The organism is Shewanella sp. 10N.286.52.C2 (assembly GCF_002874545.1).
Classification (GTDB): domain Bacteria; phylum Pseudomonadota; class Gammaproteobacteria; order Enterobacterales; family Shewanellaceae; genus Shewanella.
On sequence record NZ_MCTV01000039.1, the window covers coordinates 289800 to 303468 of the forward strand.

Here is a 13669-nt window from a genome sequence, read left to right on the forward strand (position 1 = left end):
ATTGTTAAAAACCGTTACAATTCAATTTCCCAAAATCACTCAAGATCAGTTAGCATTACACTATTAGAATGTTACAGGAGTGGCTAATGTCCGCTAAACCCTCATTAATTAAAAGATTCTTTGGATTTATTTGGAAAACCATCAACGGTATTCGTAAATTAATCCTCAATATCATTTTCTTCGGCATCATTGCCATGATCATTATGGCTATGACATCTGAAGAAGAAATCACCATTGAAGATCAATCTGCCTTAGTCTTAAACCTATCTGGCAGTATTGTGGATCAAAAACGTCATGTTGACCCGATTGAAGCGATATTTAAACAAAGTAACACTGATGATCCGGAAGCAGAAATACTTTTAGCCGACATTCTTTACGTCATTGAAAATGCCACTCATGACAAACGTATTAATAGCATCGTATTGAAAATGGGCAATTTACGTAGTGGTGGGATCAGTAAAATGACCGCCATTGGTGATGCCTTAAACAAGTTTAAAGAAGCGGGTAAAACCGTGGTTGCTGTTGGCAATTCATACGAGCAAAATCAATACTTCCTGGCAAGTTATGCGAATACCATTTATCTCAACCATAAAGGTGGCGTGTCACTTGAAGGCCTTAGCAGCTACCGTATGTTCTTTAAAACCGCACTTGAGAAAATGAACATCAGCACCCATGTATTTAGAGTCGGCACTTTCAAATCAGCGGTCGAACCCTTTATCCGTGATGATATGTCAGCGCCGGCAAAAGAAGCCAGCAACGCCCTGCTTACTGACTTATGGCAAAACTTTGAAACAACCATTGCCACTAACCGTCAAATTGCGACCGAGAATATCGTATTAAACCCACAAACCTACCTAGCGGAACTTGATAGTGTTAACGGTGACTCAGCTCAATTAGCGATAAAAATGAATTGGGTTGATGAATTAGTCTCAGATGAGTCATTTAGACTCGCCATGCTTAAAACCGTAGGTCAAGAAGCCAATGGCGACTCATACAAGCAAATCTCTTTTTCTAAATATTTTAATTTAGTACAGCCAATTCCTTCACTGATAGAACAAGAATCTGTCGGCATTGTGGTCGCCAAAGGTAATATCCTCAATGGCAAACAACAAGCGGGACAAATTGGTGGCGAGAGCACTTCAGCACTATTAAAGAAAGCCCGCTTTGATAACAAAGTTAAAGCAGTCGTGCTACGTGTCGACACCCCAGGTGGGAGTGCATTTGCTTCTGAAAAAATTAGACAAGAAGTCATTGCCCTTAAACAGGCTGGTAAACCCGTAGTGGTCAGTATGGGTAGCCTAGCGGCATCTGGCGGTTATTGGATTTCAGCAAGTGCTGATTACATTTATGCCACTCCAACTACCCTCACTGGTTCTATCGGGATCTTTGGCATGTTTGCCACCTTTGAAAAAGTCTTGTCCAATTGGGGCATTAACTCAGATGGTGTGTCGACCTCGCAATGGGCTGGTATTTCGGCGACCCGTGAGTTAGACCCAAATATTTCTGCTGTCATACAACGCCATATTGAACACGGCTATCATGAATTTATCTCGTTAGTTGCCACTGAACGAAACATGTCGTTAGAACAAGTAGACCGCATTGCCCAAGGCCGTGTTTGGTCTGGCACCCGCGCCGTTGAACTGGGGTTGGTTGACGAACTTGGCGATATGGATAGCGCCATTGCTAAAGCGGCTGAAATGGCTGAAATGGTAAAGTTTGATACTAAAGTCATCGAGCAAGAGCTCACAACCGAGCAAATCTTCATGCAAAAAATGCTCGCATCTGCTGCAACATATTTACCTGTAGCAACCACACAGTCACCTATGGTTGAACAATTTATGGGTCAATGGCGCACTGTTGTTGAACAAATGACTCAGTTTGATGATCCCAATGGCCTATACATGTATTGCGAACTCTGCGATTACTAAGCTATTGTGATTGTTTAATCTTGTTAGGCATGAAGTCAGAATAAGATCAAATTGAATTATCTTCAAAAAAGCCCGTTATTCGGGCTTTTTTATTGGGTTTTATTCAGCTCAAGCCGTATAATTTGCAGATTATATAATTTAAGTGGTTGAGAATTCATTACAATGACAAAACGCTCCATATACGTTGCCTATACTGGCGGTACGATTGGTATGCGCAAAACCGATGATGGCTTTGCACCTGTGGCAGGATTTTTAACTGATTGTGTAAAGTCCATGCCAGAGTTTTACCATGAAGAAATGCCAACCTTTGTCATTAATGAATATTCACCATTGATTGATTCTTCAAACATGGCACCACCTGATTGGCAGCGCATCGCCAATGACATCAAAGCCAATTACCATAACTACGACGGCTTTGTGATCTTGCATGGCACTGACACCATGGCATACACGGCTTCTGCCTTGTCATTCATGTTACAAGGGCTATCCAAGCCTGTTATCGTAACCGGTTCGCAAATCCCATTAGCTCAGCTGCGCTCAGATGGGCAAACTAACCTGCTTAATTCACTGTATATTGCGGCGAATTATCCCGTCGCTGAAGTGTGTTTATTCTTTAATAATAAGTTGTTTAGGGGCAACCGCTCAACCAAAGCCCATGCTGATGGTTTTGATGCTTTCGCGTCACCTAACTTTCCTATATTGTTAGAAGCTGGGATCAAAATTAATTTACGTGCAGGTAAGATCACCGAGCCCACCACTAAGCCCTTAGAGGTGATTAACATCAGCCCGCAACCTGTAGGCGTGATCACCTTATACCCAGGTATTTCAACTGAGATTTTTAACAACATCTTAATGCAGCCAGTAAAAGCACTTATCTTACTGACCTTTGGTGTTGGGAATGCGCCTCAAGATAAAGCCTTATTAGATACCCTTAAACAAGCTGATGAACGTGGCATTGTAATTGTTAATCTAACCCAGTGTTTTCAAGGAAAGGTGAACATGGGGGGTTATGCGACGGGTAATGCATTAGCCAAAGCTGGAGTGATTAGCGGCTCAGATATGACCATTGAAGCAGCATTGGCTAAATTACATTATTTACTATCAAAAAATTTAACTTCAAATGAAGTAAAAATCGCAATGCAGCAAAACTTACTGGGTGAGCTAACTGAATAAATTTCTGAAAATAAACATGTAATGTACTTTAGACAATAAAAAGCCGCATCTTTGATGCGGCTTTTTTGCTGAAATAAATTCACTAGAGATAACTAAAAATCAGTTTATAGTTCTGGCTCTTTAAATTCTGCGATAGCTTCACCGCGAAATTGTTTTTTTAACTGTGATTTAGACAGCTCGTTTATCTCGCCACCAGCAGCAATTGTAAAGTGATCAGTTTGAGTTAACTTACGCGCTTGATACAACATCACTACCTGTAACGTTGACTCTTTTTGCTCGCTAGATAGCACTGTGCCATCTTCCCATTTACCCGTTTCTGCCGCTGCGCGTAAACGTTGATAAACCTCATCAGGCATTTCATCTATGACTTTATTAATATCATTCATACACTTTTCCGCTTATGGATTAGACTTATGACTCGAGTAATAATGTAGCCAACAAAGCCAAAAGCAAAACAACTACCTGCAATATATGCATCCGTTCCAGTGGCAACTTCGCCGCCCCAAAAACCATATACTGCACCTGCAATAAATAGCGTTAGAAACAACATCATTTGATTCATTAATTTATTAGACTTCTGAATGTGTGAAATTGTTCTTTTTGAATCACTATCGCCATCAGCAGAAGCCTTACAGTATTGGCACTGTTTTGCTTTGCTCGAAATTCGCTTTTGACACACAGGACATTCGATTAACGCCATAAAACTGCCTATTCTGTTAAATTATCAACCACAGCCAACATCGCAACTAGTGATGCTTCACCTAAATATTCACAGCGCGCCGGTGACCACCCAACCACAGGATCGGCTAAGTTGTCATTGTCTTTAAATGGCATTTCTAAGGTATTCGCTAGACATTTGAATGTGTTGCCGACCCAGTTAGAACCAACGGTTAAGTTCGCTTTTCCTGGCTCATCTTTGTCATAACCATATTTAGTTTGGAAATCAGCACTTGCCATACTTAACGCTGCAAGGAACTGTTCTTGTAACTTGGCCATATGTGGAGTGTAATTTGGTGCGCCTTCACAGCCAGCAACAAACACGTAAGGTAAGCCTTCATCACCATGAACATCATAGAATAAATCTACACCAGTCTCTTTCATCTTATTGGTAACATAATAAACCTCAGGGCTTCGCTCTAAACTAGGTGACTCCCACTCACGATTTAAGTTAGTTCCAACAGCATTCGTACGTAAATGGCCTCTGACGCTTCCGTCAGGATTCATGTTTGGCACGATATAGAAATTAGCTTTATCCAATAGCAGTTTCGAGGTTGGACAATCACTGTCTAATAATTGGTTTAGCAGGCCTTCAATTAACCATTCAGCCATGGTTTCACCAGGGTGCTGCCTTGCGGTAATCCAAATATTTTTCTTTGAAGGATCGTTATCACCAATAGTTAGCAGGCTCATATCACGACCATCAAGGGTTAAACCTAAATTTTCTAGTTTAACTGATGGGTGAAGTTGTACTGAGCTAATCAGATCTAAGTGACGTTCGTAACTGTAAGGCGCAAAGTAAGCAATTTGAATGGCATCGCAATCTAAATCAACTTGGATTGATAATTTACCATCTTGATATGTTGTCGGTAAGCGGGACCAATGCTGGCGATCGTAACTAGCAACGGCTTGATAATTTTCCCAACCTTTCGGGTAAGAGGAACTGCCTGCGTTAACGATATTCAATGTGTAAGTTTGACCAATTTGACCTTCCATACGGAAGTTAAACCATTGGTAAAACTCTCCACCTTCATCAGGTCTAATGGCGAGTTGAATGTCATCGTGCTTGTCTAAACTAATGGTCTCAATGTTGCCGCCATCAAAATTCGCGCTAATACGCATAGGACTTCCTTTATGTAAGGTTATAATCGACGTTATCCCTGCATCTTATCAAAAGCCGTTACGCAATAAAATCAAATCCACAGCATCTGCTCTACATCTATTCAATATGGTGGCTTAATTTTCTGCTGATGAGGGTTATTAATACCAATACAATAAAAAGCCCCTGTAAGATCACATTAGCTAGGTGTTAACGGATACGTTAAATGAGATTAGCTAAATAATGGACTAAAGCAATAGCCCTTACCTCTAACCGTATTGATGAGTTCTCTTGGTAGACTTTCTTTGGCCATTTTTCTACGGGTATTACTGATGTGCATATCAAGGTTACGGTCAAACTCGCCTAACTCTTTATGCAACACACGCATTTGCAATTCTGATTTAGTGACGATTTCTCCTTTACGCTGAAACAAATATTTGAACAAACGATACTCTGTTTGAGTAAGATTTAATTGCTGACCATTAAATGTTACCGCGTTAATATCATCATCAAACTCCACATTGGCACTTTGTTCAATATGTTGTTTTTCGGTAGTATGCTCTATTTGCCCACTGGTTAACTGTGATTCGATAACAGCAAAATCAATATTGGCAACATGAGTCATTGAATCGTGAGTTTGCTTTGTTGTGCGTCGATTAAGCACATTCACACGCAGTAAAAGTTCTTTCACATTAATAGGCTCAGGTAAATAATCATCAGCGCCCAGTTCAAATGCAGCAATACGTTCATCGACACTGGCATTGTTGGTAATAACAATCACGGGTGTTTGACAATGCTTACCCATGAGTAACCAAAAAGCATCCATTTGTGTTACTGAAGAGTCCAGTAAAATCACTTCAAACTGATTACTTTCCATTGCAACTAAGGCATTAAAGCCGTTATCAACAATGGTAATAACATAGCCTAAAAGTTGTAATTGCTGACATAAGGGCAAGCTTTTTTTTAGCTGCTGGTCAATGAGGAGGATCTTTTTCATGACGACTTAATCTAAATGGTAACTATTACCATTTAGATTAGCACTGTCATGATCAAAATACTATATGTGGAGTGTAAAGCTTCTGCACGGTTGTTGAACCTAGCTCACAAAAATGAAAAAGACCTGATTATTCAGGCCTTTTTTAGGTATTACTAATGCAGATTTGCTTAATGAAGCAACTTACATTGATGGCTTATTGCCATAATTAGTTAACCATTAATTGCTTAATATATTTTACTGGTGCACTGCCATAACTTAAAAATTGTTCATGGAAGCTCTTTAAATCGAAGTCTTCACCCTGTGTTTGTTTTAGTTCTTCACGTAAATCATAAATTTCACGATAGCCAGAGTAGTAACTGGTTAGTTGCACTTGGCTTAATGTTGCCCTGCGCCACTTTCCTTCTGCTTCAGCTTGCTGCTGGAACGCCTCGTTAGTCATTAACTCAATGGCTTGTTCTTCTGTCATGCCGTTAACGCTGCGTTAAGGGGTGAGTGCCGCCTAAACCAACTTTCCGCAGACCAATTTCACCACAAAAATCACCGCATACCAAAAATGCCACGCGGCAAGAATCCCTCTTAAACGCTTTGCTATGCGCATCTTCCACGATTGATTTCCGCTATCGCAGAGCGCAGATTATTTACTTTGAACTCTGTAAGTAACACGGTGATGAAAGAGAACATTGCTATTGAAATAAGTGCAGCGTTTGTAAATTTTAAATCATTGTCCGCTAAAACACCGAATAGGCCAAAAAATAGTAAAATAAAAGCCATTATCGCTTGAATCGAGTCATTCGTTTTCACCTTGTATTCATCGGCGGCAATATCTTTCACTATTGAAACTGGATTGGACAGCCCGTCAAGTGTAACCAAAACTTTTCCTTTTCTGACTTTGGCTTTAAAACCGATATCTTGTAATGAGTTTACTAAATCATCCATAATAATTACCTATCATTTCTACAAACGCATAACGCCCTGCTAATAAGTGGACCATATGCTGGCGGGCTATTTGCTCAGCAATGGCATGACAACCTTGGTGAACCTGGATTTAGCAGCTTGTTAGTAGCTGACAGAATAACTTTATGCGCCAGCCATCTTTACTAAAAAAAAATAAAACGAAACAAACTAGACAGCCAATGTAAATCAATAACATAACGACCTTTGCAACGATGTACAAGTGAACACGCTTCATTAAGTAGCCTGTGCCGTTTGGTGGTGGGCTTGGAAGGTTGATAATGATGATATTTGGGCGTTTTCGGCTTAATTTACCGTTTTTAAGCCGTCATTTTGCAACCATGCAAGGATGATGGTTATTGAGTGTTTAACTTTGGTGATATTAGTTATATTGAACCTATTTAACGTGCCTGCTTACTGAAAATACTGGCAGCTTGTAGCAAAGTGGCGTCGCCGCTTTTGTAAATGCTCACAGTATTGTGTTAGCTCTTGCAGTGAGCCCACTGGGCCATGAAATAGCTGACCAAATTCGGTGGTGATTTTAAGCAAGTTTTGTTTCGGAATATTAAGCCTGGTGAGTAACTTCGCACTGCTTTGACTGATTGCACCGCGTTTATCATCACGAATAATGCGCCCTGTATCATCCACTAGTTCAAGGTAATCCTTTAATGAAAATGCAATGCCTTTGGGTTGGTTAGCACGTTCATTACCAATAAATGGCAACAAGGTTTTAGGCTGCTCACCTTTTTATTGCCGCTTTTACTCGTTGTTGGATACTGGTGTAGTCTGATTGCTCTGGTGTGGCGGCCATATTGGCGCGTATAGGGTTTAAGTCCACATAGGCCATACTGGCTAAAACTGCCGCTTCATCTAAAAGCGCTTGAGATTTAAACCTGCCCTCCCAAAATCGACCCGAGCAGTTATCCTCTTGATTGGCTTGTCTGGCTATCGGTTCATTCAAGCAGCGCATAAACCAAGAGATGTCACATAAGCGGCTACGGTAAATAGCGATGCTGTGCTTTTACCTTACTACCTCGTGAGGTTCAATGAGCTGACCTTTAGCAAATTTTTGGGTTAACCCATCGCCTTTAAACAACTTATGCCATTACATCACCACATCGCGGTCACTCCAGTTATTTACTGTTTCAATATCAATGTGTAACACCACATGCAGATGATTAGACATCACCGCATAAGCCGCTACATCAATGGCAAACACGTCTGTCAGTTCAAGAATGAGTGATTCAACCCAGCCACGTCTGTGGTCATAGTTGTTACCTGTGTATTTATCACCACCACATACTCTTTACTCTAAAAGAATGCACGGCCAACCACACGGCTGCAACAATGGCAATAAGGGTTATCTCGTTGGTAATAGTTCTAGGCTAATTTGGCTTCTACGAGGGCGCGGCATCTATTTTACCCACCATTAAAAAGACCTAGAGGTGGTTTTTAGCCGCTAATGAGCAAAGACATAAAATCGACTGTATGACCATGACTAAGCTTTTACAACAGACTTGATTGAATGGTTAAATATTAACGATATTTCGCTGCTATTATTTTAAAACGATGAAAATATTTAGATATTAATACCAGTCTGCGACCCACCAAGCTGCAGATCACCTATATATGCCATATACTAGTTAACATCTATTCAAATCCCCCTAATATCGAGCGAATAATGGAAGTCGAGCTACTTGAAATTCGTAACTTCATCCGCCAGTACCCACCTTTTGATCAATTGCCAGAAGAGGCATTAATCGAAGTATCACAAAGTGTCGAGATATCCTATAGTCGTGCTAACAGTATGATCATTGATTTTAATGATAAAATACACGAACTTTATATGATCCGCAGTGGTGTCGTGGAGGTTTACCGACGTTCAGGGGAACTGTATAACCGCCTTGATCAAGGAGGCTTATTCGGCCAAATGGGGCTACTGACCAATAATAAAGTACGCTTACCTGCAAAATCCCTCAAAGACTCCCTACTCTACTGTATTCCTGAAAGTATTTTTGAAGACTTTTGCGAGCGCTATGACGCCTTTGCTGACTTTGTTGAGGTCGAAGGTAGCATTCGTTTACAGCAAGCGGTTGAGGACAATAGCGACGATGCTAACTCACTCACTACTTCGAAGGTTAAAACGCTACTGAGTCGCGAACCTGTGATGCTACCCATTACTACCACCATTCAAAACGTGGCTAAAACCATGTCTGAAGAGCATGTATCAGCGGCCATTATTAACGACCCCAATCTTGCCGATGAAGGTGGTAATAGCTTTGTGGGAATCATCACTGAGCGAGATCTATGTGCAAAGGTGCTCGCCCAAGGGTTAGATGTAGAAACCCAAGTTGCAGAGGTCATGTCCACCGAGCTTATCTCTTTAGATCATAACGCCTATATTTTTGAAGCCATGCTGCTGATGCTCAGGTATAACGTTCATCACTTACCGATATTAAAAAACAAACAACCTATTGGTTTAATTGAAGTCAGTGACATTATTCGCTATGAATCCCAAAACAGCTTATTGATTGTTAGCAGTATTTTTCAGCAAAACAGTATTGATGACTTAATTATCTTGTCACATCAGCTTAAAGATTGTTTTGTGCGTATGGTCAACGAAGATGCAAACTCACACATGGTGGGTCGCGCCATGTCTGAAATTGGTAGAAGTTTTAAGCAGCGTTTACTGGAGTTGGCTGAAGAAAGATTAGGACCGCCACCCGTGCCCTATTGTTTTTTAGCATTAGGCTCTATGGCTCGTGATGAGCAACTTATTGTAACGGATCAAGATAATGCGATTATTTTAGATAATCAATATCAAGAATCACTTCATGGTGAATACTTTAAGCAATTAGCCACCTATGTATGTGATGGTTTAGCTGCCTGTGGCTACACTTATTGCACCGGTGACATAATGGCAACAAATCCAGAGTATCGAAAAACCCAATCCCAATGGGAAGAGTGTTTTGCCGACTGGATTGATAATCCAAAGCCTCAAGCACTATTAAACTGCTCAATCTTTTTTGATCTTTATGGGGTATACGGTAGACCCAAATGGGCTGAACAGCTCAACGCCTTTATACTCAGAAAAGCAAAAAAGAATAATCGCTTTTTAGCCTGCCTTGCAAGAAACGCCATTAATCGCACCCCACCACTGGGCTTTTTTAAAGACTTTGTCATGGAAAAAGACGGTCGCCATAACAACTCAATTAATTTAAAGCGCCGTGGCACCGCGCCATTAGCTGATCTTATCCGTGTCCACGCCCTCGCCATTGGCTCACAATCGCAAAATTCATTTGATCGCTTAGAAGACATTATCGAAGCCGGAATTTTACCGCCGTCAAAAGGTAAAGATTTACAGCATGCAATGGAGTTTATCTCTTTAGTTCGCATTCGCCATCAAGCATTAGATATTCAATCGGATCAAGAACCTGATAATAATATTGAACCTGAAAACATGTCTGATTTTGAAAGACGTAATTTAAAAGATGCTTTTTTGGTACTAAGCAGTGCGCAAAACTTTTTAAAGTTCCGCTACAGTGCTAGCAGCATGCAAGGATAATTAATGCGACTTTTTACAAACCAAGAAATTTTAAACTGGAAAGCTTTTTTGCAAATCAAAGCCAAAGAAAGTAAAGATAGCAGATTAAAAAAATTCTATAATGCCAGCACTTACCACGAAGAAATCAAACTGAAAGATATTGAATTTGTCGCTGTAGATTTCGAAACAACTGGCTTAGATGCCAACCAAAACAGCATTATTAGTATAGGTTTGGTGCCGTTTACCTTAGATCGCATCGCCTGTCGAAAGGCGAAACATTGGTTTATCTCACCAGAAGATAAACTCAAAGAAGACTCCATCATCATCCATGGTATTACCCATTCAGACTTAAAAGGCGCACCTGATTTACTCCGAATTTTAGAACAACTATTAGATGAGTTGGCAGGCAAAATTGTGGTAGTGCATTATCGCAGAATAGAACGAGATTTTTTTGACGCCGCACTTCGCAGTTTAATAAACGAAGGGATTGTATTCCCTGTAGTTGATACCATGCAGCTCGAAGCTAATATTCAACAGGCAAAACCCCGAAGCTTTTTAGATTGGCTGAGAAACACTCGCCCAGCATCAATTCGACTTGCTAATAGTCGTAGCCGATACAATCTACCCACCTATCCACCACACGATGCATTAACCGATGCCATCGCAACCGCTGAATTACTGCAAGCTCAAATTCAGTACCACTTTAGCCCAGACACACCGATAAAAAAGCTATGGGTATAGATCGAATAAGCCCAGTTTCACTTGAATAATGACAAGTGAAACTGGGCTTTGGTTTTGATTTAGGTTTAGGTTAGCTCCTTAACCCAGGCCTTTTTTCAGTTCGCAGACCCATAATCAAACTGACACACATCACCAATAAAATAATGGTAAATGGTAAAGCCGTTGAAATCGCACCAGCCTGCAATGCTTCAATGGCTTGGGTGCCACCAACCCAAAGTAGACCCGCAGCAATCGCACCTTCAATAAAGGCCCAGAATACACGCTGAGGAACGGGTGCATCGACTTTACCGCCTGATGTGATGCTATCAATCACCAGTGAACCAGAATCTGATGAGGTTACAAAGAATACGAGTACCAATACAACGGCCAATAACGATAATATATTGCCCATTGGCAATGCATCAAACATCTCAAACATCGCTAAAGGCACTTCTGTTAAGCCTTTCTCACCTAAGGTACCAATCTTGTTGACCACTTGATCAATCGCAACGCCACCGAATACTGACATCCACAAGGTTGTCACCACTGTAGGTACAATCAATACAGCCATCATAAATTCACGGATGGTACGGCCACGGGAAATACGCGCTATAAACATACCTACAAAAGGAGACCATGATATCCACCAAGACCAATAAAACACGGTCCAACCATGCATCCAAGCTTCGTCATCACGACCCATTGGGTTACTTAAAGGAATGATATTTTCAATGTAGCCCATTACGGTCATGGGAATGGTACCCATAGAAACCGCAAAACTCACTAATATAACAAATAACATTAATGCCAGCGCCAACAACATATTGACATTACTGATAACTTTTACACCACCGTCAATACCGCGAACCACAGAAACCACAGCAATTAACGTCACTATCACGATAATGCCGACTTGCAGCATTAAGCCATTATCCATACCAAATACATGGTGAAAACCACTGGCAGCCTGTTGAGCCCCAAGGCCGAGGGATGTCGCCAGACCAAATAAAGTGGCAAGTACCGCTAAAATGTCAACAACGTGGCCTGGCCAACCCCAAGTTCTATCGCCCAATATTGGGTAAAAAACTGAACGCATTGAAAGTGGTAAGCCTTTATTATAAGCGAAAAAAGCAAGTGATAGTGATACTACACCGTAAATGGCCCATGGATGTAAGCCCCAATGGAACATGGTGGCACCCAGTGCTAACTTCGCAGCTTCAGGTGTGTTTGGCTCGACATTAAGTGGTGTTTCATACCAGCCAGTAAAATAAGCTACAGGCTCTGCTACCCCCCAAAACATTAAACCAATACCCATGCCTGCGGCAAACAGCATGGCTATCCATGACAACATTGAGTAATCGGCCTTGGCTTCATCACCACCTAAGCGAATTTTACCAAATGGCGAAATGATCATTGCCAAACAAAACAACACAAACAGATTGGCAGACCACATAAATAGGCCATCAAAAGTACCAATGATTTTCCATTTTATGCCGTCTAATACAGATTTTGATGTTTCTGGATCAACCAAGAGAATGGCTATTAAGAAGAGTCCAATTAAGGAGGCGCTGATCCCAAATACAGGGTTGTGGACGTCAAAGCCCCACTTTTGGATGTTATCTTGTCCGACTGTGTAATCGGTATTGTCTATACTATATTTATCGTTATTGCTATTCATTAATCCTCATTTAGAACAAACTTCATTAGTACATGAAAGGTTATTTTACTTTATTTAGCGGCAACTTGCTGTCTATTCTGGCAAAAGCTGCCCTTGATGTGACCTGACACACTATGAGTTAAACGTTCTGGCTAAAATGTCTGCTAAGGTTTAGTCGGATTAGCAACTAAGTTTAAAGTCTAGTTAACTTTAGCGCATAAATGGCCAAGCATTTGAAATTCTGCTTTTAGGGGGATGAGGACTGATTAGCGGAATAACCACCTTGTATTCCTAAAATCAAACTGGCTAAGCCTACAAAAACGATAAAAATTTATGCGAACATATAAAAATCCCCTTTATTAAATACCTAAATCCATTTAACGCCGCTAAAAACAAAATAGAAAGAATAATTAGTTTAGCTAAACCACTGAGTTAAAATAACAAAATGCTAACATACATAATGGCTATATCACTTGAATGAGTGCCGACTAACAAGGGTATAAATAACTTCAATGAGATTAAATATAGCTGCAGAACTACGCGTTGAGACTTGCAAAGTTTTTATGGAGGAGAAATTTATAGTAATGAATAATTACAGATGCCAGTAATCAAGACTAAGCAATAACAAAAAGTGGAGTTCGATTAGTAATCGTGGGAATTTATAAAGTATGAAAAGCTAGGGGAGAATTTGGCGGTGACGGAGAGATTCGAACTCTCGAAAGGTTGCCCTTTACACACTTTCCAGGCGTGCTCCTTCAGCCACTCGGACACGTCACCTAATTTGTTGCATTCATTTTAACGTGTGAGTGGCACGGTTCTATTTATCTATACTGCTATAAGTTAACACTATTGAATATAAGGTAATTATGAAAAACCTTATGTT

At 40.6% G+C, this 13669-nt stretch carries 10 protein-coding genes, 1 tRNA gene and 2 pseudogenes; 4 read left to right on the forward strand and 9 right to left on the reverse strand.

All coding sequences use genetic code 11. The features are described 5' to 3' along the window. The first annotated feature begins 86 nt into the window (after positions 1–86). Together sppA and ansA are read left to right on the forward strand one after the other, a co-directional pair. Complete coding sequence (gene sppA / locus BCU94_RS15085; protein ID WP_102476845.1) at positions 87–1928, forward strand: signal peptide peptidase SppA; 1842 nt, start codon at positions 87–89, stop codon at positions 1926–1928. Between the two features lie 162 nt (positions 1929–2090). Then, positions 2091–3101 (forward strand): asparaginase, encoded by a 1011-nt coding sequence (gene ansA, locus BCU94_RS15090; protein WP_102435808.1) that lies wholly within the window; start codon positions 2091–2093, stop codon positions 3099–3101. Between the two features lie 104 nt (positions 3102–3205). On the opposite strand, the gene BCU94_RS15095 is transcribed toward ansA, so the two are convergent. The 7 genes and pseudogenes from BCU94_RS15095 to BCU94_RS15130 all read right to left on the reverse strand — a co-directional run bounded on the left by BCU94_RS15095 (position 3206) and on the right by BCU94_RS15130 (position 8279). Continuing rightward, on the reverse strand, positions 3206–3487 hold the full coding sequence (locus BCU94_RS15095) for a DUF1315 family protein (protein ID WP_102436222.1): 282 nt from the start codon (positions 3485–3487) through the stop codon (positions 3206–3208). After that, complete coding sequence (locus tag BCU94_RS15100) at positions 3484–3801, reverse strand: zinc ribbon domain-containing protein (RefSeq protein WP_102476846.1); 318 nt, start codon at positions 3799–3801, stop codon at positions 3484–3486. The genes BCU94_RS15095 and BCU94_RS15100 overlap by 4 nt, the downstream gene beginning before the upstream one ends. An 8-nt stretch (positions 3802–3809) precedes the next feature. Further along, entirely contained in the window at positions 3810–4940 is a 1131-nt protein-coding gene (locus BCU94_RS15105; RefSeq protein ID WP_102476847.1) for a M14-type cytosolic carboxypeptidase, read from the reverse strand. A gap of 209 nt (positions 4941–5149) precedes the next feature. Beyond that, positions 5150–5914: a response regulator transcription factor gene (locus BCU94_RS15110; RefSeq protein ID WP_102476848.1), complete on the reverse strand. Its 765-nt coding sequence runs from the start codon at positions 5912–5914 to the stop codon at positions 5150–5152. A 205-nt stretch (positions 5915–6119) separates the two neighbouring features. Next, positions 6120–6449, reverse strand: a pseudogene (locus BCU94_RS15115) (DUF885 family protein); the annotation flags it as partial. A gap of 53 nt (positions 6450–6502) precedes the next feature. Further along, positions 6503–6850 (reverse strand): hypothetical protein, encoded by a 348-nt coding sequence (locus tag BCU94_RS15125; protein ID WP_102436214.1) that lies wholly within the window; start codon positions 6848–6850, stop codon positions 6503–6505. Positions 6851–7279: 429 nt separating this feature from the next. After that, positions 7280–8279: pseudogene (locus BCU94_RS15130) on the reverse strand (transposase). Between the two features lie 267 nt (positions 8280–8546). On the opposite strand from BCU94_RS15130, the gene BCU94_RS15135 reads away from it, so the two are divergent. Together BCU94_RS15135 and BCU94_RS15140 are read left to right on the forward strand one after the other, a co-directional pair. Continuing rightward, positions 8547–10430 (forward strand): DUF294 nucleotidyltransferase-like domain-containing protein, encoded by a 1884-nt coding sequence (locus BCU94_RS15135; RefSeq protein WP_102476849.1) that lies wholly within the window; start codon positions 8547–8549, stop codon positions 10428–10430. A 3-nt stretch (positions 10431–10433) separates the two neighbouring features. After that, positions 10434–11150: a 3'-5' exonuclease gene (locus BCU94_RS15140; RefSeq protein ID WP_102436210.1), complete on the forward strand. Its 717-nt coding sequence runs from the start codon at positions 10434–10436 to the stop codon at positions 11148–11150. 70 nt (positions 11151–11220) lie between these two features. On the opposite strand, the gene BCU94_RS15145 is transcribed toward BCU94_RS15140, so the two are convergent. Next, positions 11221–12807, reverse strand: a complete 1587-nt coding sequence (locus tag BCU94_RS15145; RefSeq protein WP_102476850.1) for a BCCT family transporter — start codon at positions 12805–12807, stop codon at positions 11221–11223. Positions 12808–13475: 668 nt separating this feature from the next. Further along, a tRNA-Ser gene (locus BCU94_RS15150) sits at positions 13476–13563 on the reverse strand. Between the last annotated feature and the right edge of the window lie 106 nt (positions 13564–13669).

Coding starts and splice junctions, on each gene's coding strand:
- BCU94_RS15135 (WP_102476849.1), top strand. CDS start 8,547: ATGGAAGTCGAGCTACTTGAAATTCGTAACTTCATCCGCCAGTACCCA.
- sppA (WP_102476845.1), top strand. CDS start 87: ATGTCCGCTAAACCCTCATTAATTAAAAGATTCTTTGGATTTATTTGG.
- BCU94_RS15105 (WP_102476847.1), bottom strand. CDS start 4,940: ATGCGTATTAGCGCGAATTTTGATGGCGGCAACATTGAGACCATTAGT.
- BCU94_RS15125 (WP_102436214.1), bottom strand. CDS start 6,850: ATGGATGATTTAGTAAACTCATTACAAGATATCGGTTTTAAAGCCAAA.
- BCU94_RS15095 (WP_102436222.1), bottom strand. CDS start 3,487: ATGAATGATATTAATAAAGTCATAGATGAAATGCCTGATGAGGTTTAT.
- BCU94_RS15110 (WP_102476848.1), bottom strand. CDS start 5,914: ATGAAAAAGATCCTCCTCATTGACCAGCAGCTAAAAAAAAGCTTGCCC.
- BCU94_RS15140 (WP_102436210.1), top strand. CDS start 10,434: ATGCGACTTTTTACAAACCAAGAAATTTTAAACTGGAAAGCTTTTTTG.
- BCU94_RS15100 (WP_102476846.1), bottom strand. CDS start 3,801: ATGGCGTTAATCGAATGTCCTGTGTGTCAAAAGCGAATTTCGAGCAAA.
- ansA (WP_102435808.1), top strand. CDS start 2,091: ATGACAAAACGCTCCATATACGTTGCCTATACTGGCGGTACGATTGGT.
- BCU94_RS15145 (WP_102476850.1), bottom strand. CDS start 12,807: ATGAATAGCAATAACGATAAATATAGTATAGACAATACCGATTACACA.